18 protein-coding genes are annotated in these 26,769 nt (G+C 47.3%); 4 read left to right on the top strand and 14 right to left on the bottom strand.

The window, feature by feature from the left end:
• Positions 1–89: 89 nt before the first annotated feature.
• The 7 genes from N5E87_RS07770 to fabB form a co-directional block, all read right to left on the bottom strand.
• Complete coding sequence (locus N5E87_RS07770) at positions 90–914, bottom strand: SPOR domain-containing protein (protein ID WP_086904073.1); 825 nt, start codon at positions 912–914, stop codon at positions 90–92.
• On the bottom strand, positions 907–2,205 hold the full coding sequence (gene folC / locus N5E87_RS07765) for a bifunctional tetrahydrofolate synthase/dihydrofolate synthase (RefSeq protein ID WP_086904072.1): 1,299 nt from the start codon (positions 2,203–2,205) through the stop codon (positions 907–909). The genes N5E87_RS07770 and folC overlap by 8 nt, the downstream gene beginning before the upstream one ends.
• Positions 2,206–2,256: 51 nt before the next feature.
• On the bottom strand, positions 2,257–3,042 hold the full coding sequence (truA, locus tag N5E87_RS07760) for a tRNA pseudouridine(38-40) synthase TruA (RefSeq protein ID WP_011625793.1): 786 nt from the start codon (positions 3,040–3,042) through the stop codon (positions 2,257–2,259).
• Between the two features lie 103 nt (positions 3,043–3,145).
• The gene (locus N5E87_RS07755) at positions 3,146–6,493 is read right to left on the bottom strand and encodes a FimV/HubP family polar landmark protein (protein WP_086904071.1); all 3,348 of its coding nucleotides are present in this window, start codon (positions 6,491–6,493) and stop codon (positions 3,146–3,148) included.
• Between the two features lie 179 nt (positions 6,494–6,672).
• Positions 6,673–7,689, bottom strand: a complete 1,017-nt coding sequence (locus N5E87_RS07750) for an aspartate-semialdehyde dehydrogenase (RefSeq protein ID WP_086904070.1) — start codon at positions 7,687–7,689, stop codon at positions 6,673–6,675.
• Positions 7,690–7,691: 2 nt separating this feature from the next.
• Positions 7,692–8,822, bottom strand: a complete 1,131-nt coding sequence (locus N5E87_RS07745; RefSeq protein WP_086904069.1) for a 4-phosphoerythronate dehydrogenase — start codon at positions 8,820–8,822, stop codon at positions 7,692–7,694.
• A 150-nt stretch (positions 8,823–8,972) separates the two neighbouring features.
• On the bottom strand, positions 8,973–10,184 hold the full coding sequence (gene fabB, locus N5E87_RS07740) for a beta-ketoacyl-ACP synthase I (protein WP_041416791.1): 1,212 nt from the start codon (positions 10,182–10,184) through the stop codon (positions 8,973–8,975).
• Between the two features lie 138 nt (positions 10,185–10,322).
• Here fabB and mnmC point away from each other — a divergent pair, with 138 nt between their 5' ends.
• Positions 10,323–12,416, top strand: coding sequence for an FAD-dependent 5-carboxymethylaminomethyl-2-thiouridine(34) oxidoreductase MnmC (gene mnmC / locus N5E87_RS07735; protein ID WP_086904068.1), 2,094 nt, complete (start codon positions 10,323–10,325; stop codon positions 12,414–12,416).
• Positions 12,417–12,536: 120 nt separating this feature from the next.
• Here the strand turns inward: mnmC and N5E87_RS07730 are convergent, their stop codons facing one another.
• The 6 genes from N5E87_RS07730 to prmB all read right to left on the bottom strand — a co-directional run bounded on the left by N5E87_RS07730 (position 12,537) and on the right by prmB (position 18,099).
• Entirely contained in the window at positions 12,537–13,145 is a 609-nt protein-coding gene (locus tag N5E87_RS07730) for an RNA methyltransferase (protein WP_086904067.1), read from the bottom strand.
• 3 nt (positions 13,146–13,148) lie between these two features.
• Positions 13,149–13,430, bottom strand: a complete 282-nt coding sequence (locus N5E87_RS07725) for a YfcL family protein (protein WP_086904066.1) — start codon at positions 13,428–13,430, stop codon at positions 13,149–13,151.
• A gap of 55 nt (positions 13,431–13,485) precedes the next feature.
• Positions 13,486–14,628, bottom strand: a complete 1,143-nt coding sequence (locus N5E87_RS07720) for an ATP-NAD kinase family protein (RefSeq protein WP_086904065.1) — start codon at positions 14,626–14,628, stop codon at positions 13,486–13,488.
• A 64-nt stretch (positions 14,629–14,692) separates the two neighbouring features.
• The gene (locus tag N5E87_RS07715) at positions 14,693–15,862 is read right to left on the bottom strand and encodes an MFS transporter (RefSeq protein WP_086904064.1); all 1,170 of its coding nucleotides are present in this window, start codon (positions 15,860–15,862) and stop codon (positions 14,693–14,695) included.
• Positions 15,863–15,931: 69 nt separating this feature from the next.
• Complete coding sequence (gene aroC / locus N5E87_RS07710) at positions 15,932–17,026, bottom strand: chorismate synthase (protein ID WP_086904063.1); 1,095 nt, start codon at positions 17,024–17,026, stop codon at positions 15,932–15,934.
• A gap of 128 nt (positions 17,027–17,154) precedes the next feature.
• Complete coding sequence (gene prmB, locus N5E87_RS07705) at positions 17,155–18,099, bottom strand: 50S ribosomal protein L3 N(5)-glutamine methyltransferase (protein ID WP_011622198.1); 945 nt, start codon at positions 18,097–18,099, stop codon at positions 17,155–17,157.
• Positions 18,100–18,179: 80 nt separating this feature from the next.
• On the opposite strand from prmB, the gene smrB reads away from it, so the two are divergent.
• A complete protein-coding gene (smrB, locus tag N5E87_RS07700; RefSeq protein ID WP_041416788.1) occupies positions 18,180–18,710 on the top strand; it encodes an endonuclease SmrB in 531 nt (176 codons plus the stop codon).
• Positions 18,711–18,776: 66 nt separating this feature from the next.
• On the opposite strand, the gene sixA is transcribed toward smrB, so the two are convergent.
• Complete coding sequence (sixA, locus tag N5E87_RS07695) at positions 18,777–19,247, bottom strand: phosphohistidine phosphatase SixA (RefSeq protein WP_011625784.1); 471 nt, start codon at positions 19,245–19,247, stop codon at positions 18,777–18,779.
• A gap of 169 nt (positions 19,248–19,416) precedes the next feature.
• Here sixA and N5E87_RS07690 point away from each other — a divergent pair, with 169 nt between their 5' ends.
• Both N5E87_RS07690 and N5E87_RS07685 read left to right on the top strand, forming a co-directional pair.
• Positions 19,417–22,206: an insulinase family protein gene (locus tag N5E87_RS07690; RefSeq protein WP_086904062.1), complete on the top strand. Its 2,790-nt coding sequence runs from the start codon at positions 19,417–19,419 to the stop codon at positions 22,204–22,206.
• Between the two features lie 284 nt (positions 22,207–22,490).
• Positions 22,491–26,759 (top strand): EAL domain-containing protein, encoded by a 4,269-nt coding sequence (locus N5E87_RS07685; protein WP_086904061.1) that lies wholly within the window; start codon positions 22,491–22,493, stop codon positions 26,757–26,759.
• Positions 26,760–26,769 lie beyond the last annotated feature (10 nt).

Below are 26,769 nucleotides of genomic sequence, written 5' to 3'. Positions count from 1 at the left end.
GCTTTAAGACGGCGCGATTCTACCAGAGACTGAAACGATTCTCACCCCTAGCGAGGTAAATAAATTATTTCAGCCTCCGCAGTTCAGCATTAAGATTCCAACGGATTAAAAGGCACAATTCTGCCTTTCAAACGGGTTAGGCTTTCTATTTCTTCCTGCATTTTCTTGAGCTTAGCTTCGGAAACATCGGGCCCCACGAACACTTTCGTCAATACGCCATCCTTAGGCGTGTCTGGAATTGTGTACGCCTTGTAACCACTTTTACGTAACTGCGCCACCAGCGCTTTTACGTTGGCGGCATTGCTAAATGCGCCTAGTTGCAGGGTAAGTCCAGGTTTTAATGAATCGCGGCTCACCACTTTAATGCCATCGTCTTTGGCAGGTTTTGCAGATTCTGTTTTCGCGGTTTCGGCTTTAGGTTTGTCCGCTTTCGCCACGACGGTTGGCTTGGTTTCAGGCTTTTTGGTCTCAGTTTTAGTTGGAGTCGGCTTTGGCGTCTCTTTCTTCGGTTCGGCCTTAGCGGTCTCGGTTTTCACCGACTCTTTCACTTCAGGCTTATTTTCCGCTTTTGCCGTCTGTGGCTTGGCTTGCTCCTTCACCGCGTCCGCTTTAGGCTCGACTTTTGCTGCAGGCGTGTCTTTGACGTCAGTATTGACCGCCTGCGCTAACGCCGCCTCATCATTCGGAGAGGCCTCTTCGGGAATAGCACCTTCGCCATCCACATCCTGAGTGGACAACACCTCAAACATATCATCGGCGTTTTGCTGCGCTATCGCGGCAGGACGCAGGGGAATTTCGGCAAATTGTTCCTCTTGGCGGTCCTTCTTGCCATCTAAAATATCCGGCAGAAAAATCACCCCGAGGGCGACCAGCACCACAGTGCCGACTAATCGATTATGAAACTGGCTAGACAAAACGGTTATCCTGCTTAAAGAGAGACTTAAAACCTGCCACAGTGTAAAAGGAGCCAAACACAATTACCACATCATCGGGCTGAATTTGCGCTTTTAATGCCGTCCATGCCGAGGCGATATCGTCAAACTCATGGGCCTTAGTGTCTTTTGCTAAGGTTTGGCGCAGCAGGCTTGCATTCGCGCCGCGCTCACCCTGTAAACTCACTAAGTACCAAGTATCGATTAAGGGCGAAACCACAGGCAATACGCCTGCAATGTCCTTATCCTTTAGCATGCCACACAGGGCAAACACTCGCTTCCCCGTCACCATAGGCGTGAGCTGCTTGACTAAAAAGCGTGCCGCATGGGGATTGTGCGCCACATCGAGTAAAATCAGCGGCTGCTCGTTAACTTGTTCTAAACGCCCAGTTAAGCGCGCGCTACTGATACCTTTGGCAATGATATCGGCAGCAATATGCGGCCAGCCATGCTCAACAATCGCAATCACAGTCGCAGCGTTGGGTAATGGCAGTGTCGGCAAACTCAGCTGCTTAAGGGTCAATACTTGGCCTTGGTAATCCCACGTCTCGCCATCTTGCTGGTAACTAAATTCCTCGCCCACACGATAGAGCTTGGCGCCAACATCTTGGGCGACATCATTGACCGTATGGGGTAAGTTAGGCTCACCAACAATCGCGGGGCGACCTTGGCGAAAAATGCCTGCCTTTTCACGGCCGACCAGCTCGCGGGTATTGCCCAAATACGCCTCGTGGTCTAAATCGACGGACGTCACCACGCTGATATCGGCATCAATCATATTGGTGGCATCCAAACGGCCGCCAAGACCGACTTCTAAGATCACCACATCCAACTTGGCCGCTTTAAACAGGATCAAGCCCGCCAAGGTGGCATATTCGAAGAAGGTCAGCGAAATCTCACCGCGCGCCGCCTCAATCTGCTCAAAGGCCGCCACAAAGGCTTCATCGCTGGCATCTTGACCGTTGATACGCACCCTTTCATTGTATTTGAGCATATGGGGCGAGCTGTAGACGCCCACCGTCAGCCCTGATAAACGCAGGATGTTTTCGAGCATGGCGCAGGTGGTGCCTTTGCCATTGGTGCCCCCTACTGTGACCACTTTACAGGGGCCGAGATCCAATAAATGCAGGCGCGCGGCAACCTTTGAAACCCGGGTTAATCCCATATCGATTTCGGTTGGGTGAATCGATAATAAATAATCTAGCCATTGTGCCAATGGCGCATTCGCACTCGGCACAGTTAAGGCTGTCTGTTCAGTCGGGGCTGTGGTCATCTGTTCTTTCCTTCCTTCGATACGCGCTTCACTTAATCGGCAAAGCGGCGATTAATCCAGCATAAACAATGGCCCTAAAGCCAACTTAGGCAGTTGATACTGCTCGGGATATGTTACATCGACTAAATAGAGCCCATTGGGTTTGGCGGTGGCCGCCGCTTGATTGCGATCTTTAAGCGCCAGCAAATCCGCCATCCAAGTCAGTGGTTGGTTGCCTAGGCCGATTTCCAACAGGGAGCCAACAATGTTGCGCACCATATGGTGCAAGAAGGCGTTGGCAGAAATATCGACAATCACATACATGCCCTGACGGGTCACTTTAACGCTGTGTACATTGCGAAATGGGGTTTTCGATTGACATTGAATGGCGCGAAAACTGGTAAAGTCCTGCTCACCGAGCAGCGCCTGCGCTGCAACATGCATTTTATCGGCGTCGATATCACCATGGTAATGGCTCACACCGTGACGTAGGATCCCGGGGCGAAAATTATGATTGTAAATCACATAGCGATAACGTCTGGCCGTGGCTGAAAAGCGAGCATGGAAACTGTCATCCACCTCTTTGGCCCAGCGAACGGCGATATTATCGGGCAAATTGGCATTCACCCCTAAGGTCCACGCGCCTTCGTTACGTATGGCATTCGTCTCGAAATGCACCACCTGTCCCGTTGCATGAACGCCGGCATCGGTTCGTCCCGCACAGAACAAGCTGATGGGTTCGTTGGCCACCTTAGATAAGGCTTGTTCTAATTGCCCTTGTACTGAATCGACTTCGGCCTGACGTTGCCAACCGAAATAACCACTGCCGTCATATTCAATACCTAATGCAATCCGCATCCACACATCCTCACAGTTAATTTAGCGGCGCATTTTATCACAGCAGCCCACAAAAAAAACGGCGCTCTGCGCGCCGTTAGTGTGAAATCAAGCCCCTTAGGGATTAGCCCATCTCTTTAAGTAAACGAGCAGCTTCTTCTTGCTGACGCTCGTTACCGTCGATTTGGACTTCCCGTAGCAATGCTTTGGCACTGTCGCTATCATCGATTTCGATATAGGCGCGGGCTAAATCGAGCTTGGCATTGACTGAGTTTTCCTCATCGTCCACGTCGATCATGGCGGCATCGCCAATCAGGGCGCCCACATCGCTCATCTCAACATCCATTTCGGGATAGAGATCTGTCTCTGTGTTGTCCTGCTCGGCATCGTTAAGCAGTTTTTCGATATCGATATAACCATGCTCGTTTTGGAAGTTAGTTAAATCATGCTCTGGAACAAACTTCTTCGACTTGCGAGATTCCTGCGCATCGAGCGCCGCTAGAGCCTCATCTACGGTGAGCGTATGCTCATCATCGAGGGCAAAGCTGTCCTCAGGGGTTAATATCTCTTCCTCTTCGAGGTCGGTATTGGTGCTAAAGGCGGCAAGTACGCTGTCATCGCTTAAATCGACATCATCTGTATCGTCTTTTAAATCGAACTCGTGGCCTAAATCCAGCTCATCGTCGAGATTAAACTCAGTGCTCGAAGCTGTATTTTTAGCATAAACCTCTGGCTGAGTATCTGGTGCAAACTCTAGCGGTTTACGCGACGTGCCCTGCACTGGTACCGGATCTAAAGGCAAATCGCTTTCGGGTTTGACCGGCGTTTTCGCTTCAGGCGTAGGCGCAAAATTCAGTTCGGTATCCCAATCGAGAACATGGGGATCTTTAGTCTTGTTGGCCTTTAAGTCATTGAAGAAAGATGACTCTTTTTCCTTCGTACTCGCGGCGGCCGCCACGGCAGATGCGGCGACAGCGGCACCAAGAGCAGGTGCGATATCGTCAGTATCTTCATCAAAGCCTGTAAACTTAGGCTCTGTGGCAGCGTCATCGGCACTGTTATCCGTACTGTCTTGGTTATCCGCAATCTCTTCACTCAGTTCGAAGGTATCGTCCGTGCCATCAATGGCATGGGCGGCACCAATGCCCTTGAGTAAATCTTCTTCCTCGTCTTTTTCTTCTGGCTCGACATGGGTGGTTTCTAAGTCGAAGTTAAAGTCGTCGGCATCCGCCTCGGCTTGTTCAGGCACATCAAACTCGGCTAAGAGTGAATCGAGGTCGTCCTCTGCCGTTGACAAGTCTTCAGGTAATGCGGCTTCGAGTTCGGCGGCAATGTCATCGCGCTCAAGGGCGGCTTCTGCTTGAGCCGTATCGTCGATAACAGCCTCTTCGACGAGCGCTTCTTGCGTGTTAAAGCCTGCCAATAACTGGTCGAGGTCTTCATCGCTCGTTGGTAAGTTTGGAGCGAGTTCATCATCCAACTCGGCGGCAATGGCCGCTGCGACTTCAGGATCGGGCTGCGCAGGAGCATCTAAGCCCGCGAGTAGCGCATCGATATCGTCGGATTCGCTTACGCCAATGTCAGTTAAGTCGGCATCAAGCTCGGCGGCAATTTCATCGCTTAAATCGGGTTCGGGCGCGGCGGGTTTATCAAAATCTGCCAGTAAAGCATCAATATCATCGGTTTGCGCAACACCCAACTCGGCTAAGTCATCGTCCAATTCGGCGGCAATTTCATCACCGAGATCATCAGCAGTTTCTACTGGCGCCTTGTCATAATCGGTCAATAAGGCATCGAGATCCTCATCCGCCGCTTCGACAGGTTTGTTAGCCTCTGGCTGATTAAAGCCTGCGAGTAACGCATCGATATCGTCGTCGGCAGGCACAGCGTCGTTTTCAAGCTCAGCGCCTAGCCCAGAATCTAGCTCGGCGGCAATCGCGGTGGCTAAATCTTCATCCTCTGGATCTGGCGCAGTTTCAGCTGGTAAATCGAAACCGGCTAATTCGTCGAGTTCATCAAGCCCTGCAGCTGCAACTTGAGCCTCCTGCGGGGCCTCTTCTTCATCAGAGCCTAATCCAGCCAGCAGTGCATCGAGGTCTTCTTCCTCAATAATATTGCCAGATGCAGCTTTCTCTTCGGCAAAGGCTTCGGCTTCCTCTTGGTCTCCCATGGCCTCTGCCCAGAGATCGTCCAGAGACTGGCCTTCATCCTCTTCAAATTGTGGTTCAGGTTCAGTGCTGACACCTGGGTCAATAAACATTTCTGATGCCATGTCCATTTGTTCATGGCTATCGGTCATTTCCTGCTCGGGTTGCAGGTCAACACTGCCAACATCGAGTAAGCTGTCGATCGAATCAGCATGGTCAGTATCTAGATGCACCGCCATGTCGCTGAGATCGTCATCATCCATCGCCAGCACAGACGCACTCGCCACGCCAGCCGCACCCGCGGCCATCATCGCCGCCTGCTGCGCTTCTAACTCGCGGCGCTCTTTATTGCGTTTACGGCGTAATAGCCAGAAAACGAGCACCAGTAGCAATAATGCGGGGATCACCGCCGCCGCAACGAGGAGCAGCGGATTACTCATCAGGTTACGCCACAGATCATCGGGCTCTGCGGGCATGGCAGGCTCGTCTGTCGTCGCGGTATCTGGCGTTTGTGCAGCCTCAACCTCGGCTTTAAGTGCAAGGTTTTGCTTCTTACTGGCCTGTAGGGTTTCTTCTAATACCGCAATCTGTTGATTTAATTCTTCAACCTTGGCTTTGAGTGTCTCAACATCGGTATTTCTCACCGCGAGTTGATCTTGCGCTCTGGCTAACTCATCGGTCAGGGATAAATTCTTGCTCTCCGCCGCTTCGAGGCGTGCATTGATATCCGAACTCACCATCTTAGGCGCGGTTGGCGTCGCAGCCACTTCGGTATTGGTCACTTTCGCCGCTTCGGGCTTCACCTCGGCCTTAGGTGGCGTCTGCACCTTAGGTTTCGGCTGTGTGACGGTCTGAGTCGGTACAACAGGCTTAGTCGCAGGTTTGGTTTCTGCCTTAGGCGTGGCTTTAACACCAGAACGAGCCTGCTTGTCGCTACGCTCGGCGCGGGCAATGGCCAGACTATTGGGGATGGCGAGCATCACTTCTTTCGAAGGGATAAGCAAAATCATGCCACGTTCGAGGCTGTTATAACTGTCGGAGTTAAACGCATGGGGGTTAGCATCAAATACTGCGGCCATCACCTGATAAACGCTGACACTGGCATCGGGACGGACTTTTTGCGCAATACTCCAGAAAGTGTCCTTAGAGGTCGTTGGTCCATATTGATGATTGACCTGACGGATCTGTCCGTCTGGCCCCATGATTTTTAAAGGTTTTATTTTGGGAGTATCAGCAGCTATCGCAGGATCAATAAAAGAGGTCGTGGAAGAAACAGCTAAAACGGTGGCCATCAGGCCCACAAGATACGAAGTGCGAAATTTCATCAATCCTTCCCTTTGAAGCGCTATTTAAGTTATCTCGCTGATAACAGGCTTTAGGCAATTGTATTTATTGAGATTACTATAAACTAGAAATCCCAGCCCTGCTACTGTTCACAATTGTAAAACAAAAAAAGCCTGCTGGCAGCAGGCTTTTTCACTGGGCATCAATTGCCACTTAAGAGTTAGTAATAGTCTCTCACTAAAATCTCAGCAATTTGCACACTGTTTAAGGCTGCGCCTTTACGAATATTGTCCGACACCACCCAAAGGTTAATACCGTGAGAATGGGAGATATCCTTACGCACACGGCCCACATAAACAGGATCGGTACCCGCTGCATGGGTCACTGCCGTTGGATATTCGTCATCGGATTCGAACAATACCACTCCTTCGGCATCGCGCAGTAAAGCTTTAATATCTTCTGCATCCGCAGGCTGACGCGTCTCGATATGTACGGCTTCTGAGTGACCATAGAATACAGGCACACGCACGGCCGTTGCGTTAACGAGGATTTCGTCATCACCGAAAATCTTCTGGGTTTCCCAGACCATTTTCATTTCTTCTTTGGTGTAGCCGTTATCCATAAATTTATCGATTTGCGGCAATACGTTAAACGCGATTTGCTTTGGATAAACTTCAGCGTCAGCAGGCAGACCTTGCAGCAACTTAGTGCATTGTTTTGCCAGTTCTTCAATCGCCTTTTTACCTGTACCAGAGACCGATTGATAGGTCGCCACGTTAATACGGCTGATACCGTAAGTATCATAAATCGGTTTTAAGGCCACCAGCATTTGGATAGTCGAGCAATTCGGGTTGGCAATGATATTACGGTTGCGGAAATCGGCAATCGCATGGGGGTTAACCTCAGGCACAACCAATGGAACATCAATGTCGTAGCGGAAGTGCGAAGTGTTATCGATCACCACACAACCGGCTTCAGCGGCAATAGGTGCCCACTTGGCCGACACATCGCCACCGGCAGAGAAAAAGCCTATTTGTGCTTGACTCCAATCGAAGGTTTCGACGTCCAAAATGGTAACTTGTTTGCCATGGAAGCTGACCGTTTCACCGGCGCTACGGCTACTGGCTAAAGGGTATAAGTTCGCTACCGGGAAGTTACGCTCTTCGAGGATCTCAATCATAGTTTGACCCACTGCGCCCGATGCACCTAAAACGACAACATTAAATTCCTGCGACATAATTACCGACCGACTCCTGAAAAACCTAAATTGGACAACCAATCTACCTCAGATTGGCCGTGATAAGCCAGCGCCAATGCACTAAATTCGCGTCTATGTTTGTGATTTTTTCTCATAATGTCGAAGCCATTCTCCTTTGCAAAGCCATTTCGGAATACGGCATCGTCATCACGCAGGTCGTAGACGAATCTTGCGAGCTGTAATAAGGCTTTTTCATCGGGAGTTTGTTCGAGCTCGACCGCCTTAAAATGAAATGGCGGCAAGAGCTCGGATAAGCGTTTGGTGGCCGGAATGGCTAACAACTCACACAACTTTTGGTACAGCATAAAAGTGCCACGGGCCTTACCTTCTAAGCTGTAACCGGCGATATGCGGAGTCGCAAACTCAGCAAAAGGAACCAGCTCAGGCATGGGATGCGGCTCCCCTTCCCATACATCGAGCACCAATTTAAGGTCATCCCTTTGCTGCTTAACCTTAATTAAGGCTTGATTATCAATTACATCACCACGGCAACAGTTCACCAGCCAGATATTGGGTTTAAGACTCATCAGGCGTGCTTCATCGAATAAATGCAGTGTCTTATGCTCGCCACTGCGAGTGATGGGCACATGTAGGCTGATGATATCCGCTTGGTGTAATAGGGTCTCAAGGCTTATAAAATGACGGGGATCGCCCTCGGCCGCTTTGATGGGGTCATTGAGTAATACCTTAATGCCGTAGGCTTCGAGGCATTTGGCCGTCGCGCTGCCAGTATTGCCCGCGCCGACAATCCCCACAACTTTGCCCTTGAGCGGCGAATTAAACCGCGCCGCCAGTTCTAACATCGCAATAAAGGCAAACTCCCCGACTGCGGTCGCATTACAGCCGGGCGCATTCGAAAAGGGAATACCACGCACTGCAAGATAAGCAAGATCCACATGATCCGTCCCTATGGTGGCACTGCCGACAAACTTAAGTTTTGGATTGGCATCTAACAATGCAGCATTGACCCGGGTAACCGAGCGCACCAGTAGCACATCGGCATCTTGCACCTGCTCAGGCGTTAGCGTGCGGCCATTGACTGGGATTATCTCGCCTAACGCCCCAAATAAGGGTTCGACATAGGGCATATTTTCATCGACAACAATCTTCATGGGGACCTTTCTGATAAAAATGGGCTAGAGAGTGAGTAGCCAAGGATTCTAGCAAGACTCTGATCATAAACCCAATCCCTGAGTCGCATTACTGAATTTCAGCCAATAAAAAAGGAAGCCTAAGCTTCCTTTTTTAACGAAAATAATGGCTTACTTATATTTACGCATCACTAATGTTGCGTTAGTGCCACCAAAACCAAAGCTGTTGCTCATCACAGTGTTTAGCTCAGCATCGCGGTATTCACGCACGATTGGCATGTCTTTCGCGGCTTCATCTAAGTTATCGATGTTGATGCTAGGAGCAATAAAGCTGTTTTCCATCATGATCAAGCTGTAGATGGCTTCGTGTACACCCGCCGCGCCTAAGGCATGGCCAGTCATAGACTTAGTCGATGCAACTGGTGGGCACTTGTCTTTAAAGACTTCACGCAGAGCTTCTAACTCACGCACGTCACCAACTGGGGTAGAAGTACCGTGGGTGTTGATGTAATCAATTGGCGTGTCCACATCGGCCAGAGCCATTTGCATACAACGCACCGCACCTTCACCAGACGGAGCTACCATGTCGTAACCGTCTGATGATGCACCATAACCAATCACTTCAGCGTAGATCTTCGCGCCACGAGCCAGAGCGTGCTCTAACTCTTCAACGATTAAGATACCGCCGCCACCAGAGATCACGAAACCATCACGGTCCGCATCATAGGTACGAGAGGCTTTTTCTGGAGTGTCGTTGTATTTAGTCGACAACGCGCCCATCGCATCGAAGCCCATGGTCAGGGTCCAATCCACTTCTTCTGAACCGCCCGCAAACACCATATCTTGCTTACCCATTTGGATAAGTTCAACGGCGTGACCGATACAGTGAGCACTGGTCGCACAGGCTGAACTGATTGAGTAGTTCATGCCTTTGATTTTGAAGGGGGTTGCCAAACACGCGCTGGCGGTGCTCGACATAATGCGTGGCACGATATAAGGACCGACGCGTTTTACGCCTTTTTCGCGCAGAATATCCGCCGCTTGAACTTGGTTAGAAGACGAAGCGCCGCCTGTGCCCACAATCAAACCTACACGAGGATCTGAATACTGCTCTTCAGTTAACTGAGCATCCTTAATGGCTTCTTGCATTGCAATGTAAGCATATGCCGCAGCATCGCCCATAAAACGCAGCGCTTTACGGTCAATCAGCTCAGAAGGATCTAATTTGATATTGCCCCATACATGACTGCGTAGTTGCATTTCTTCAAACTGAGCGGAATGTGTAATACCACTACGGCCCGCTTTAAGTGACTCAGTCACTTCTTGCTTGTTATTACCGATACTTGAAACAACACCCATTCCGGTGATCACGACTCTTTTCATTTTATTGCTATCCATTGTGTACATGTCAGTACCTACTTTTTGCTGAGCCAATAGTATCTGTTTTGCTTCAATTAAGTGGTCAGCTTTCCATAAAGGCGGGTAAAATAATGCCCAATATGAGACTGAGAGTATATTTCTTTGACTGCTAAGCCCCAAAAATCTTGCCAATTTAAGCGTGATTACCCGCAATTGATCAACCTTTATCCCCCATGCGCGTTGACTACTGCACAGTCTCTGGACAATTTAACTCGCCTTCGACTCTCCCGCTTAACGACGCCATCAGCCCAACTCGGTCAGGGACTGTGCGTCATGGGGCAATGGGGATTAGGCGATGGACTCGAGCTGCTCTCTCTACTACAACACTGGCAAACGCAGACTCAAAGCAACACACGGCTGTTAGTCAAAGTGTTTGAGCCCAATCCCATTAACGATTACGAACTTAAATTACTTTGGGATCAATCGCAAAGCTTAATTTCCACGCCTCATTTACAACCGATTGCCAATGCCTTACTTAAGGCAAAACCTGCGCGCATTATAGGGTGCCAGAGATTAATTTTTGATGACGGCCGCATCACGGTCGATTTGCATTTTGGCGATCTACACACTGCACTCAGTCAACTGCCCCACAGCGCTGCTCATCCCATTCAGCAATGGCTGGTTTTACCGTATTTGGCATCGCATTTAAATGGCAAGCAAGTCTGGCAAATGGCCCGTTTGAGTACCGATGATGCCCAGCTGATTGGGGTCAATTTGGCTGAAACCGTGCAACAGCTTGCCCACAGCAGTGGCTTTAGCACACTTAACGTCAGCCAAGATACTTCGAATGGTGATGCAAGTGATGCGCTGCCAAGCCAGATGATCACCGATGAGATTTTGCTCCATGAGCGCAAACTGCTGCGCCAGCAAGCCGATACCGCTCAGGCATTTACCCCAAAACCTGCAACGCTCGCCACTAAAGATCACCCTGTAGCCATCGTCGGTGGCGGACTGGCATCAGCGAATCTAATGCTCTCCCTTGCCGAACGAGGCCAAAGTAGCACATTGTTTTGTAAAGATAATGAGTTAGGCCAAGGCGCATCCGGCAATCGCCAAGGGGCGATTTATCCCCTACTCACGCCTGAAAATGATGAACTGAGTCGTTTTTTCCAACAGGCATTTTTGTTCAGCCGCCGCCGTATCGAGGCGCTGAGCCATGCGTCGATGATGGAGACAGACGCTGCCCCTACTGTTACCGCGATTTCCCATGACTTTTGTGGGGTACTGCAAACGGGTCATGATGAGCGCAGCCAACAACGGTTGGATAAAATCATCCAAAGTCAGGACTGGCCGGCGGAAATCGCCTACGCCGTGGATGCGAATGAAGCCAACGAAATTGCTCAAATAGGGATTGATAAGGCTGGATTTTTTTATCCCCTCGGGGGCTGGGTATGCCCATTTGAATACGCCAAGGCGGCGGTAGATAAGGCCTCGCAGCTTGCCAATGTGCAATGCCATTTCAATACCGAGATCACCGAAATCGAGTGTAATGCAAAGGCTTGGTATCTCCACTGTCAAGGCCAACGTTTTGGACCATTCCACCAACTCGTGCTCGCCAATGGCGCGCAGCTCACCCAATTTTCGGCCAGTGAGCGATTACAGATAAGTCCGTTTCGCGGCCAAGTGAGCCACGTCCCCGCCCAATTTAAGCTGAGCCAATTGGCGACAGTGTTATGCGCGAACGGTTACCTCACCCCGAGTCATCAAGGCTTGCATTGCCTCGGCGCCAGTTATGTCAAAGCGGCGGAGCATCTCGATTTTTGCCCGCAGGAGCAACGGGAAAACCTCGGAAAAATGCAAGAAAGCTACCCCAACCAAACCTGGGTTGACGATATCGACATCAGCGGCAATAGCGCCCGTGTCGGCGTGCGGATGGTGACGCGGGATCATTTCCCCATGATGGGCTGTGCGCCCGATGTGACTGAAATATTGGCGCGCTATGAACTGCATCAACTCAATCAGCAGCAGGCCAAACAAAGCAAGCATTATTGGCAAACGACTCCGGCTCCAATCCTCGATGGCTTATATATCCTGGGTGGCTTAGGATCGCGGGGATTAAGCTCTGGCCCCCTGGCAGCCGAATGTTTAGCGGCGCAATTAACCGGTGAGCTGCTGCCACTGGATTGGCCCACCTTAAATAAACTCAACCCAAATCGGATGTGGCTACGCAAATTACTAAAGGGTAAAGCACTCTAGTAAAGAGCGCTTTAGTAAAGAGCAGCTTGAGTGAAAATTAGTCAACCAAAACAAAAAGGATTAAGCAGTGCTTAATCCTTTTTTGTATTTCGACAGAGCATTGACCATTGAGCGTTAACCCTAGAGCGAAGAACCCTGCTTAGTGGTTTTTACTCGGGTGCGATTATTGTTGTCGCGGCTTTGACGGATCAAGGCATCACCGTCAAACTCGGTTTGAGCTGATAGCTGCTCGCGATGGGCTTTCGCCAATCTATCGTAAAGCAGTACGTTCACCGAGGCCGCCAGATTCATGCACCCTACAGTTGGCACATACACCACGGCATCGGCTCTATCGATAATCTCTTGGCCAATGGTGCCATCCTCTGGGCCAAACACATAAAAGGCTTTCTCGGGATGCACAAACTCAGGTAAGGGTGTTGCCCCTAGGACTAAATCCACGCACACCAGCTTAGTGTCAGAGGGGAGCGCATCGAGTAAGGAGGCCACCCCAGTTAACGGAATGCGCTCGGCGGCGCTCTGCGTATCGGCATTATATTGCTGCGGCCCACGGGCGGCATACTCATAGCGTTTGCCGGTGTAGAACACGGCATCGACACCATAACAGCCCGAAGCGCGCATAATGCCGCCCACATTGGTCGGGGTTTTCGGATTGACTAGACCGATATAAACCGCTTGCTTCGCATCAGGTTTTGCCATGGCATCAACCGAAGTCGTCGTGGATGTACTCATCAATTAGGCCGCTAAATGACTAACAATCTTGCCATGCAATTGTGTCCACGCCGCTTCCACTAATGCAAAATCGGCATCATTTAATTCTTGGCGCGCGAGGGCTAAACAGTCGGTCATTTTTTCGAGCAAGGCAGCTAGCGTGCTCTCGCCTTCGTCTTCGAGTTGCGATAACACCACAGCCACATGCCCTTGCAGATAACCACAGGCAAATAAGGCGTCGTCATCACCATGGCTCACTACAGACTCAATCCACTGTTCTAGTGCTTCTTCATACTGCTCTAACATCGGGTCAAACTCTCCAATAACGTATTTCGCCCAAATGGCCGCTGGCCCCTCGGTGCTATAAATCTGAATAGTCGGGGTTGGCCACCTGATACATTACATAATCATGGTAACCCGTCGTTACTTTGTAATAGCCACAAAGCTCACGATCTAATTGAGGGTCGCCACTATCCACAATTAAGGGGCGTCCTTCAAGTGCTTTTAGCTTAGTTTTTGTGGCGAGGATAATAATATTGTCCTTACCGAGGCGGCGGATAAGCTCTGGCGACAACTGCTGGTTGCCACGACCGAGAATATGCCCCTGCCCGCCAATCAAGGTAATAACCAGTTTTGCCGGCTTATCTTGGGTAAGCTCGAGTAACTGCTTGGCGGTTAAATCACTCGCCACTAAGGCTTTATCTTGGATAAGATCTACCCCCAACAGGGTGTTATCGAGGCCAAGCTCTTCCATCACAAAGGCGACCGTGCTGCCCGAGCCCATAATGTACAGCTCGTCTTCCATCTGCTGGATAACATCGGCGGCAATGTCGGCGAGCACGAGCTCATCGACTTCTTTTCCGCCCATCTTCACCGCTTGCACATAACGGGGTTCTGCAGGCACTAACAGCTCACCAAACCGTTTGGCGCGCACCGTGCCTTGGCGAAATGCCACTTCATCAATATCCATCACATCGGCGCTCATCAGGCTGACTAACTCGCCATCAAGCAGCATTTTCACGACCATACCCGCAGCATGGGGCGTGATCCCGTAAACGCCCGAATGGATTTTTACCCCAGCCGGCACACCAAGCACGGGTAATTTATCGTCGATAACGGCTTGTTCAAACACGCTATACACATCGCGCGCGGTGCCATCGCCCCCCGCAAACAGTAATAAATCTAACGGTTCATCAAGCAAGGTACGCACAACGGCTTGCGTGTCTATCGCTTGAGTTTTATCCGGAGTTTGATACACGACACGGGTGTTAAAACCTAAGGCGTTGGCGGCATCCTCCCCCATCACCCCTGAGGCGGTAATGATTTCGATATCTTTGGCAAAAGGGGCAATCACTTCTAAGGCTTGCATCATACGCTTTATCGCCTTGGGCTCGGCGCCTAAGGCAAGGGCTTCTTCTGCCACACCATCGCTGCCCTTAAGACCCACACTACCACCTAAACCCGCCAGTGGATTGATGACTAAGCCTAAACGAAACCGGATCACCTTAACCTCTCTTGTTAATTATTCTAATTTTTACAATGAGTTATTTTTAAAAATAAATATAAGCTTATGCAGCAACTGCTTGCGCCCTATCCTTAGGGATCAAAAATACCGCTAACATGGCCGCAAAGGCACAGGCCGCCGCAAATACCCAAGACCATACAGCACCGCTACCATCACCCCAGATATAACCGCAAATCCACGTTCCGAGTGCGCCGCCAACCCCAAAGCTTAAGCTGGCATACAGGGCTTGTCCTTGACTGCGATGACTGGCATCAAAATGACGGTGCACAAATTGAATCGAGGCCGCATGGGTCAAACCGAAGGTGAACGCATGCAGCACTTGGCTTAATCCCAGTAACAACATGCTCTCAACGCCAAAGGCGACCAGCAACCAGCGCACGGCGGTCATAGCGATACTGACGACAAGCAAGGTATTGACGCCATAACGTCCAAGCAAGCGAGGCGCAAACATAAACATCACAATTTCGGCCATTGCCCCGAGGGCGACAAAAATCCCCGCAGCCGCTTCGGTGTAACCCGCCTGCTTAAGGTAGAGCACAAAGAAACCGTAAAAAGGCCCAGCGCTCATCTGTAATAACATCGCCGACACCATGAACCACAGAATGGGTTTAGTCCATTTGAGCGGTTGTCGCTCCTGCCCTTGAGGGCGCACGGCACGATTCGCAGGCAACGGCAAGGCACTGACCAGCATCCCAGTAAACAAGGCTAAACCAATATAAGGCAACACCTCAGTACCCCATTGGCCGATGGCAAAACCAGCTCCGACCACTAAGCAGATATAGCCAATGCTGCCAAAACTGCGGATTTGTCCATAGCGGCTGGCATTTTCACCTAAGGTTTCAAGGGTGATCACCTCAAGCTGTGCCAAAATCGCGTTCCAGAAGAAGGTATATAGCGCAAGGCTCAGCGCCATATACACAAAGCCACCGTGATAGAAAAAGCTTAAATAAGCCAGCATCGCGGCGCCCGCGCCCATCTTCACCAATTCGGAGCGCATGCCAGTGCGATCGGCCACCTTAGCCCACACATTGGGGGCCACGATTCGGGTTGCCATTAAAATCGCCAGCAAAAAACCGATTTCTTGAGGGTTAAATCCACGGTTTTCGAAGAAGACCCCAAGGTAAGGGATCATAGTGCCGAGAATTGAAAAGAAGAAAAAATAACAGGCACATAGCCAGCGTAACTGCTGGCTTGTGCTAGAGATTGTTGGCATTAACGCATTCCATTTATTACACAGCCGCTATGCATCTTTATTCCATGCAGACTGTCTCATTCATCGCGCCTATCTCATGCCGAGAATCGGTGTATGACTGCGAACATCCTGATTTTGAGCTCTGTGTCTTAACAGATGATCCATCAACACAATCGCCAGCATAGCTTCGGCGATCGGTACCGCACGGATCCCGACACAGGGGTCGTGACGACCTTTAGTCACGACTTCCGCCATTTCCCCTTGGGCCGTCATGCTTTGGCCCGGCACACTGATACTCGAGGTTGGTTTTAATGCAATATGGGCGACAATGGGTTGACCCGATGAAATGCCGCCAAGTATGCCACCGGCATGATTTGATTCAAAACCCAGTGGCGACATTAAATCGCGTCCTTCCGAGCCCTTTTGCGTGACAACGCCAAAACCATCGCCGATTTCAACGCCTTTTACCGCGTTTATGCCCATTAAGGCATGGGCGATGTCGGCATCTAGCCTATCGAACACGGGTTCACCCAGCCCAACGGGAACGCCAGTCGCCACCACAGAGATTTTGGCGCCAATCGAATCACCGGATTTTTTCAGCTCGCGCATATATTCATCCAGCGCCTCGAGCTTACTCGCATCGGGGAAGAAAAAGGCATTCTGCTCGACTTGACTAAAATCGAGGGTCTCAGCACAAATCGGTCCAAGTTGCGACATATAGCCTTGGATATTAATGCCATGCACTTGTTTTAAATACTTTTTCGCCACAGCACCCGCCGCGACCCGCATAGCGGTTTCGCGGGCCGATGAGCGGCCACCGCCACGGTAATCACGCAGGCCATACTTTTGCTGATAGGTGTAATCGGCGTGTCCTGGGCGGAATAAATCTTTGATATTAGAGTAATCTTGGCTGCGCTGATCGGTGTTTTCGATCAGAAGCCCAATGGAGGTGCCTGTGGTTTTGCCTTCAAACACACCGGATAAGATCCGTACTTCATCAGGCTCACGGCGCGCGGTGGTATAACGGGATGTACCAGGACGACGGCGGTCTAAATCATGCTGCATATCGGCTTCGGTGAGTTCGAGCCCTGGAGGGCAACCATCAATAATACAACCGAGCGCCACACCGTGACTTTCACCGAAGGTAGTCACCACAAAATTTTGACCAATACTGTTTCCAGACATCCGCTTTTTACACCTTAAATGATTTGCTTATCGCTCCGCGCCCAGCAATGGCTGGACAATTCTTTTTCCCGCTGCAAGCCTAACTGGCAGCGGGAAAAGACTCAACCTAATTTATGTACTTATTGTGATTATTGCGCGTCGCGATAAATAGCAAAAAGCGATTGATGTTCGACCAGTTGATCGCGAGTCAGCACAAACACACCGTCACCGCCGTGTTCAAAACTAACCCAAGTAAAAGGCACTTCAGGGAATTGCTCCATCAGATGCACCATAGAGTTACCCACCTCAACCACTAAAATCCCTGTTGGTGTCAGGTATTGGGCAGCATTCGCTAAAATACGTTTGGTTAAATCGAGGCCGTCACGACCCGAAGCTAAACCAATCGCAGGCTCATGGTGGTATTCATCTGGCATATCACCAATATCTTCTTCATCCACATAGGGCGGATTAGAGACAATCAAATCATATTGTGGACCTTCAGGAATGGCTGAAAACAGATCCGATTGCATCGGGAAAACTCTGTCCATCACCCCTAAGGTTTCGACGTTGATTTGCGCCACATCGAGGGCATCTTCACTGATATCCAGCGCATCAACCTCGGCCTCATCAAATTCGTAAGCACAGGCAATCGCGATACAACCACTGCCAGTACATAAATCTAAAATACGATTAACGGGTTTGCCGTATAACCAAGGGGCAAAGCGATTGGCAATCATCTCGGCGATAGGTGAACGTGGCACCAATACGCGCTCATCCACATAGAACTCAAGCCCAGCAAAGCGCGCTTTATTGGTTAAATAAGGCACTGGCAAACGTTCACGTACACGGCGAATAATCAGCTCGACGATTTTGTGTTTTTCGCTGCTGGTTAAGTTACTTAAAATCACCTGTTGGCCGATTTCTTCGGGCAAGTGCAGCGCATGAAACACTAAGGCGATAGCCTCATCCCACGCGTTATCCGTCCCGTGGCCATAGTACACATTGGCATCATTAAAGCGGCTCACCGCCCAACGCAACATGTCACCAATGGTGCGTAACTCTGTCACAGCTTCATCTACAAAGATCTTATCCAAAACGCTCTCCCGCTTGTATGTTCACAAACATTGTAACTGAACTCTATTCAGAAACCATAGGATTCAATAGAATACCCGCCATGAATAAAGACGATGACAAAGAAGGCATGGCGATGTTTTCGGCGCTAATCGAGGGGATAAAACCTATCACCCAAGATAAGCGGCATTTTCGCGCGCCCCTAAAAACCAAACAAGAAATTGAACTAAAAGAGCAACAGTTGCATGCTAACAGTTATTTCTCAGATACTTATCAACCGCTACTCCCCGTTCAAGGGCCGATGCGCTGGCTCGATGAAGGAGTCGATAGCCTCGAGCTTAAACGCTTAAGACGCGGCGATTATCAGCCGGATTTGTTGCTGGACTTGCACGGTTACCGCCAATCCGAGGCTAAACTCGAGCTCGCGGCGCTCATTCAAGCCTGTGTAAAACAGCAAAGCCAATGTTGTTGTGTGATGCACGGTTACGGCACTGGCATACTAAAACAGCAGGTGCCTATGTGGTTGGTGCAACATCCGATGGTAAAAGCGTTTCATCAGGCCCCCAAGGAATGGGGTGGCGATGCGGCGCTGCTGGTGCTTATCGATATTGGCGATCAACCACATCGACGTTAATGGACGTATTTATCCTCTAAAAAACAAAGGGCCCACTAATGTGAGCCCTTTGTTTTATCGAATGAATTAACTAATGCTGTGGGGCGCATGTTGCCAAACAATGCAAGCCTGCTCGGCATGTTTATCTATCAGAGTAATTCCAGAGGTAGCAAATAAGGGCGGCTCGACACCCGCAACTAACTCGCTGACCAAATAGCCTAAGAGTGGCATGTGGGAAATCACCAGCACTTTATCAGCCTTATACAACTCGGCATAGGCAACAATTAAAGCAGCCACATTAGCAGGATCGCCTGAAGGCACTAAATCATCAACAACTAGCCATTTACGGGGTTCGGGGAAATGTTGACTCAGTTCTTGCCAAGTTTGCTGAGCACGTAAATAAGGGCTAACCAAAACAAGATCAAAATCGCTGACACTTCGGGCTAACCAGTTACTCATTAACACTGTATGGTGTCTTCCTAAATCGGTAAGCGTTCTGTCCCTATCCGACTGAGCATTAAATCCAGCGTCACCATGTCGCATCAAAAATAGCTGCATACTTCTCTCGCTACCCACACTTGTTTTTGTTTTATCCCAATTGTAGCCCTAAAATGGATTTCGACAAACCTTGTAAGGGTTAATCTTTAGTCGATAAACACAAGAGATATTTGCCAAAAACCATTAAGACTATCAATATATAACAAGCCATCGTTACCGGAGTGTCTCTTTGCAAGCCTCTCAGTCTATTTACAAAAGTCCAAACGATCATCGTCAGTACCGTTATCTCGTATTAGATAATGCCCTCAGAGTATTATTGGTCGAAGATTTGGACGCCAGCCAAGCCGCCGCTTCCATGGCGGTGGCCGTAGGACATTTTGATGATCCTGTGGATAGACCCGGTATGGCGCATTTTTTAGAGCATATGCTCTTTTTAGGCACAGAAAAATTCCCCGACTCCGGCGAGTATCACGCCTTTATCAATCAGCATGGCGGCAGTAACAATGCGTGGACCGGCACAGAGCACACCAATTTCTTTTTTACCATCAACGCTGACGTATTTGCCGACTCCTTAGACAGATTTAGCCAATTCTTTATCGCCCCCAAATTTGACCTCGACCTAGTCGATAGGGAGCGCCAAGCGATTGAATCTGAATTTAGTTTAAAGCTGAAGGACGATATCCGCCGCACCTATCAAGTGCTTAAAGAAACCGTCAATCAACAGCATCCGTTTTCGAAATTTTCCGTCGGCAATTTAGTCACCCTTGGCGGAGAACAGGCGCAGGTTAGAAGCGAGCTATTGGCGTTTTATCAAAGCCATTACAGTGCCAATTTAATGACGCTCTGTTTAGTCGCGCCTATGCCGTTAGATGAGCTTCAGGCGCTGGCGGCCCAATATTTCAGTGCGGTCCGCAACTTAAACTTAGTCAAACAGTATCCTGATGTGCCGCTGTTTTCAGAAAATGAACTGCTTAAGCAAATCAATATTGTCCCTTTAAAGGAACAAAAGCGTTTAAGTATCAGTTTTAACTTCCCTGGCATCGACCACTACTACAAACGCAAGCCGCTGACCTATATTAGCCATATCCTCGGCAATGAGAGTAAGGGGAGCCTACTGTCGTATCTTAAAGAACAGGGGTTAGTGAATAATCTCTCCGCGGGCGGCGGAGTCAATGGCTATAACTTCAAGGATTACAGCATTGGCCTACAACTGACCGACAAAGGCTTGGCCAATATTGACGATATTGTCTGTAGCTGTTTTGAATATATCGAGCTGATAAGGACGCAAGGCCTTGAGGATTGGCGCTATCTAGAAAGAGCAAACCTGCTCAAAATGGCATTTCGCTATCAGGAGCAGGTGAAATCCCTCGATTTAGCCAGCCACTTAAGCATCAACATGCACCACTACGAAGTGGAAGACTTAGTCTTTGGTGACTATCGCATGGATGGCTTAGATATTAGCGAAACCCTTGAGCTATTGAGCTTAATGACGCCGCAAAATATGCGCTTGCAACTCATAGCACAGTCCGTTAAGACCGACCGCAAAGCCAATTGGTACCATACGCCATATCAAGTCTTACCGATAAAACCCGAATCCCTTGCCCGGTGGCAAGTGACACAAATTCGCCCTGAGTTGCAATTGCCCGCAGCCAATCCCTTTATCGTGGCCGACTCCATTGCCCGCCCCGATAAAAGTGAAGTCGCCGTGCCGGTGATTGTTGCAGAATCAACGGGATACCGGATTTGGCATAAAAAAGACGATGAGTTTAATGTCCCTAAAGGCCATATGTATCTATCGCTCGATTCGGAACAGGCGAGTAAAACCCCAAAACACGCAGCCCTCACCCGCCTATACGTTGAGATGTTGCTCGATTACTTGACTGAGCCAACTTATCAGGCTGAAGTTGCTGGACTAAGTTATAACATTTACCCCCATCAGGGCGGGATCACACTGCATCTATCTGGTTTTACGGGCAATCAAGAGACCCTGTTAGCCTTACTTATCCAAAAGGCGAGAGAACGTAATTTCACTGAAGAACGGTTCGCGTTAATTAAATCTCAGCTGCTGCGTAGCTGGCAAAACTTGGCGCAAGCCAAACCCATTTCACAGCTATTCACGAGCTTGACTGCCACACTGCAAAAACGCAGCTATGAACCAGCTCGCATGGCGCAGATGCTGGAAAATATCACCTTAAATGATCTGCATAACCATGTACGCGCCTTTTACGAGAAGATTTACCTTGAAGGGCTGATTTACGGCGATTGGCTTGTGTCAGAGGCGCAAGCCTTAGGAAAACGACTGGAGCATATCTTGTCCCTCGTCTCTAGCCCAAGCGCAGAGTCGACCCGTGAATTAATCAACTTAACCGGGCAAGGCACTCTCCTTCGGGAATTGTCGATAGACCATCAAGACAGTGCGATTATTGTTTATTATCAATCAGCTATAGCAACACCTGAAAAAATGGCGCTGTTTAGCTTACTCAACCACACTATGTCTTCGACCTTCTTCCATGAGTTACGTACCGAAAAACAATTGGGCTACATGGTCGGCACAGGTTATCTGCCACTCAATCGCCATCCGGGACTCATTTTCTATATTCAATCCCCGACAACGGGACCGCTGCATTTATTAGAGGCAATCGATGAATTTATCGCGGACTTTAATTATGCCGTGATGCAAATTACCAATGAAGAATGGGAAAGCACTAAACAGGGACTCATCAATCAAGTGATGGAACATGATGCTAACCTAAAAACCCGTGGTCAGCGTTATTGGGTGAGCGTGGGCAACCGTGATTATCAGTTTAATCAGCGTGAATTAGTGGTCGCGGAAATCAACAAACTCACTCGACCAGATCTCATCAAGTTTATGATGCGAAAAATGCGCACTAAGCATAGCGATAGACTGGTGCTTTTTAGCACAGGTTCTGCCCATGCGGCGCAGTCAGCGCTCAAATCAGAGAATATGATTACCGATCTTAAACTCTTTAAACAAAATACTGAAAAGTTCAATTTTTAGGCTGCAATCTCAAATTAGTTCATGAATTGAGAATTTGAACTAAACAAACAAAAGCGCTGTGTTACGGGTTTTACCTAGTCGTATCTCTTGTCTTTGTATAAAAATTTGATGCAAAACGCGGTCAATCCTCTTGATAGATGAAAAAGGATGCAAAATCCAACGCCATCTATATGCAATCCAAAGGATTTTTTACATCCTCACTTTTGACAAAAGCAAGTATTTCTGGAAAAGTGATGTAACACAATTGTTTCATGGCATCCTCGGACAATACTAAGAACAACACTATGCCAAAAGCACTCTTACAAATAATCCTACTTAGTTGCTTATTTTTAAGCACGTTGATTTCATCTTTCTCTGCTTCAGCATTTTCGAGTGAACCCTCTCCCATAGTGGTTTTACAGTCACAGTCATTTGGTGTCGAACAAGGTCTTTCACAAGGTACTGTAACTTCAATAGTACAAGATAACGATGGCTATCTCTGGATAGGTACGCTTAACGGACTTAACCGGTTTGATGGAAGAAATTTCAAACATTTTTATGCAAATGGAACAAACTCGGGGTTGCCAAGTTCATTTATTAGAAGTTTACAATTAGATAAGAATGGTGATCTTTACGTTGGTACTGATAATGGCTTAGCAATATATGATAAAAGTAAAGACTCCTTCATAAAATACGGCCCTCCACTTGAAAACAAACCTATTTGGAGCATAAATTTATCAATAAATAGCATCATTATTGGCACTAACAACTCAATAATAGAAATAACTGAAAAAAATAACTTTAATACATTAGCACCAAAAGGAATAGGAGAAATAAAGAAGTCCATAAAAATAGGTGATACTTACTTATTTAAGGACTACTCAGGAAAACTGTATGAATTAAAGAACGGAAACTTAGTTCTCATTAAAGAAAACATTATAGATATTGAACAAAAAGATACCAACACGCTCATACTATCTTCAAAGAATGGTCTTTTTGAATATGATGGTAACCTTGTAAAAAAAATAGATGACCGTGCATTTTCACAATTAGCCAAAAACAATGAGCTTATATATGGAATTTCCGAAAACAGTATCGTTAACATTCTTACAAGAAAAATAATAGGGTCTATATCTGAATACTCTCAAGACAAAGCAACTTACTTTTATGTGAATAAAAATTACTTTTCGATCGGTAGTGTTGACCAAGGATTTTCAATCATAAAAAGTCAAAGTAACTTAGTGAAACACACTACACTCGCTAACAACAGCACTTGGCATATAACTAAAAACAAAAGCGGTTTCCTTGTATCATCAGATTCAGAATATATCTCTCTTTTCAACAATAACTTTCAAAAAACATTTGATTTCAATACTCATACAAAGGGATACAAATATGCGGTAATGAACGAAGAGAAACTTTTTTACGGAACTAGCTCTGGCTTATTCGCTTTAGAAAACGAATCAACGACTATGCTGAGTCAAGAAACTATTTCATCATTATCTAGTAATGATGATGGCTCAATCTTATCTGCTGGGACTCCAGATGGGAAAGTATTAATAATTAAAGATTCTAGTATAATAAATACCTTTGACACAAAAAGAGGGGAGCCGATTTTCGATATTGAAATAATATCTGAAAACCTGTTTTACGTGGCAAGTCAAGGTGGTTTAAGAAAATATGAGAATGGAAACGAAACTCTTATCAGCGAACAATTAACTTACAGCATTGAAAAAGATAACAACAATATATTATTTGGAACTTCGACGGCCTTAATGCGTTATAACACATTAACGGGCGCAACAGAAAAAATATTATCCAACAATAAAGAAATATATTCAATTGTTAGTAACACAGACTTCATTACGGTATCATCGTTAGGTGAAGTCATTGTTTACAACAAGAAAAACCACACTTCATATACGTTAAATACATCAAATGGAAGTCAATATGAATATAACTCTCCTAGCGCTATAAGAGTTAACGAATTTGTTCTACTGGCAGGAATAGATGGGGTAAGTATTGTATCTCCAGAAGAAGTTAATGAATACATAAAAAACCAAAAAGTCAGCAAAACTGAGATAACAAACTTTTCGGTCTTCAATATTGCACAAGAAAAAAATGGCAAATACTTAAGCCAACCAATTGATGTTACTAATGAAATAAAACTAAAATACTCTGAATATCCATTCTCTTTCGATTTCATATCTCCAATGTCAGATGAATTTGCTACAAGCTATTACTATAGAATGCAAGGACTTTCTGATACTTGGATTTATTCTAATGGAACTAACTCTGCCACTTACACGAACTTATCACCAGGGAAATACATTTTTCAAGTTTATGCTATTAATAAACTTTCAGGAGATAAATCCCCTGAAAAAGAAGTGAATATTATAATAACTCCACCTTGGTGGTCATCAACTCAAGCCAAAGTATTTTATTTCATTATTTTAATGCTTTTCTCCCTGTTTATCTTCAAAGCCATCCTACGTAAACGAGAAATCCAACGGCAGATAGCATTAAGCGAAGAACGACTAAAGCTTTCTTTATGGGGAAGTGGAGATGAAATGTGGGACTGGGATATTGAGACCGGCAATATTTTCCGTTCGAATATTTGGGGAGCATTGGAATTCCCGAGAGATGGTCACCGTTCTGGCAACACTGATGAAGAAAGTAATATTCATCCCATGGATCAAGAACGTGTAAGAGAAGCGCTCAATAAACACTTCTACGGTGAAACCGATCATTTTGAAGCGGCATATAGAGTTAAAGGCAAAGATGATAGTTGGATCTGGATCCTAGACCGAGCGAAAATCGTAGAAAGAGACGATAAAGACAATGCACTGCGGATGACGGGTACAATTAAAAATATCAGTCAGTTCAAGCAAAAGGAAGAACAATTAAAACTGTTCGAAAAAGCCATTGAAAATATTTCCGAAGGTATGTTTATTCTCGACAGTGAATATCGATTTGTTGAGGTGAACGAAGCATGCTGTAGAATTTCTCAGCGTAATCGAACTGATTTTATTGGTAATCTGCTTACCTTCGATTTGTATCCGGAGTCCTTTACTAATCAAATTCGTACCATGTTAAAACAACAAGGTCGTTGGGCCAGCGAAGTTGAAGCAAGCCGTGGTGACAAGAGCCATTTCCATATGGAACTCACAATTGACGCCATTTACGATGAATTAGGTGAGTTATCGCATTACGTTGGAGTATTTTCTGATATATCAAGACGTAAACAGCAAGAAGAAGAGCTTCGTAAACTCACCAACAATGACCTATTAACGGGGCTGCCCAATCGCTCAAACTTGCAAGTCACATTAGGAAACTTGGTTAATAAAGAAATTACCCATGCCTTAATGGTACTCGACCTCGACAATTTTAAGCGTATCAATGACTCATTAGGCCATCAAATTGGTGATCAGTTACTCAAACTCGTTTCCGTCAGAATTAAGTCTGTTGTACCTAAAAACACCAGCATCTATCGCCTAGGTGGCGATGAGTTTGCGATTGTACTCGATAAAACATCTGACATTAGTGCCTGTGCCGCGATTGCAGGACGTGTCATTGAAGCCTTTAAAACCATATTTGAAATCGGCAATGAGCAGCTGGTTTTGGGCGTAAGTATTGGTATTGTTTTCTACCCTGAAGATGAACAGAGTGAGCAAGCACTTCTGAGAAAAGCAGATATTGCCATGTATCATGCTAAATCTGCCGGCGGTAATTGTTACCAATTCTACTCAGAATCCCTTAACCAACATGCGATTAAACAATTAGAAATTGAAAACCTAATTCGTGAAGGATTAAAAGAAGATTTATTTGAGGTGTATTATCAACCCAAAGTCGATCTTAAAAGTGGTCACGTCGCGGGGATGGAAGCCTTAGTCCGTTTAAATCATCCCACCCGTGGACTGGTCCCACCAAATGATTTTATTCCTCTTGCGGAAGAAAATGGTCTCATTATCGAAATCGGTGAAATTGTGCTGAGGAAAGCCTGTTTTGCTGCGCAGAAATGGCGTGAACAAGGGCTCTTTAAAGGAAGAGTCGCCGTCAATTTATCGTCACGTCAGTTTGCCCTACCCGATTTACAGCAACGAATTGAAGCTATTTTACGCTTGACACAATTGCCAGCAGCACATCTTGAACTCGAAATCACCGAAGGGACGGTTATTAAGCAGCCAGAAATGGCTATAACCGTTATGCAACAATTAGCGAAGATGGGGGTTAGTCTAGCGTTAGATGACTTCGGTACGGGTTACTCTTCGCTTTCTTACTTAAAACGATTCCCTATTCATACGCTCAAAATCGATAAAGCCTTTGTCGATGATATTGATAAATCTGACCGAGATTTAAAGATGGTCGATTCGATCATTACCATCGCTCACAATATGGGTCTGTCGGTTGTCGGTGAAGGTGTTGAACAAGCCGCACAACTAAATATCCTGCGCGCCCTTAACTGCGAAGAAATACAAGGTTATATCTTTAGCAAAGCGATTAATGAAACCGAATTTACTCAATTGCTGCAAGATGATCGAAGTAAATTCATGCCCCACCACAACATTATTTAATCCGACATTC

This window comes from Shewanella sp. GD03713 (assembly GCF_029843705.1).
Lineage (GTDB): Bacteria > Pseudomonadota > Gammaproteobacteria > Enterobacterales > Shewanellaceae > Shewanella.
The sequence above is the reverse complement of the archived record's forward strand: the minus strand, read 5'-3'. Positions and strand labels throughout refer to the sequence as shown.

What these genes read in the sequence shown, in the direction of transcription:
- folC (WP_086904072.1), bottom strand. Translation starts at nt 2,205, where the DNA reads ATGACCACAGCCCCGACTGAACAGACAGCCTTAACTGTGCCGAGTGCG.
- truA (WP_011625793.1), bottom strand. Translation starts at nt 3,042, where the DNA reads ATGCGGATTGCATTAGGTATTGAATATGACGGCAGTGGTTATTTCGGT.
- N5E87_RS07755 (WP_086904071.1), bottom strand. Translation starts at nt 6,493, where the DNA reads ATGAAATTTCGCACTTCGTATCTTGTGGGCCTGATGGCCACCGTTTTA.
- N5E87_RS07750 (WP_086904070.1), bottom strand. Translation starts at nt 7,689, where the DNA reads ATGTCGCAGGAATTTAATGTTGTCGTTTTAGGTGCATCGGGCGCAGTG.
- N5E87_RS07745 (WP_086904069.1), bottom strand. Translation starts at nt 8,822, where the DNA reads ATGAAGATTGTTGTCGATGAAAATATGCCCTATGTCGAACCCTTATTT.
- fabB (WP_041416791.1), bottom strand. Translation starts at nt 10,184, where the DNA reads ATGAAAAGAGTCGTGATCACCGGAATGGGTGTTGTTTCAAGTATCGGT.
- N5E87_RS07730 (WP_086904067.1), bottom strand. Translation starts at nt 13,145, where the DNA reads ATGAGTACATCCACGACGACTTCGGTTGATGCCATGGCAAAACCTGAT.
- N5E87_RS07725 (WP_086904066.1), bottom strand. Translation starts at nt 13,430, where the DNA reads ATGTTAGAGCAGTATGAAGAAGCACTAGAACAGTGGATTGAGTCTGTA.
- N5E87_RS07715 (WP_086904064.1), bottom strand. Translation starts at nt 15,862, where the DNA reads ATGCCAACAATCTCTAGCACAAGCCAGCAGTTACGCTGGCTATGTGCC.
- aroC (WP_086904063.1), bottom strand. Translation starts at nt 17,026, where the DNA reads ATGTCTGGAAACAGTATTGGTCAAAATTTTGTGGTGACTACCTTCGGT.
- smrB (WP_041416788.1), top strand. Translation starts at nt 18,180, where the DNA reads ATGAATAAAGACGATGACAAAGAAGGCATGGCGATGTTTTCGGCGCTA.
- sixA (WP_011625784.1), bottom strand. Translation starts at nt 19,247, where the DNA reads ATGCAGCTATTTTTGATGCGACATGGTGACGCTGGATTTAATGCTCAG.
- N5E87_RS07685 (WP_086904061.1), top strand. Translation starts at nt 22,491, where the DNA reads ATGCCAAAAGCACTCTTACAAATAATCCTACTTAGTTGCTTATTTTTA.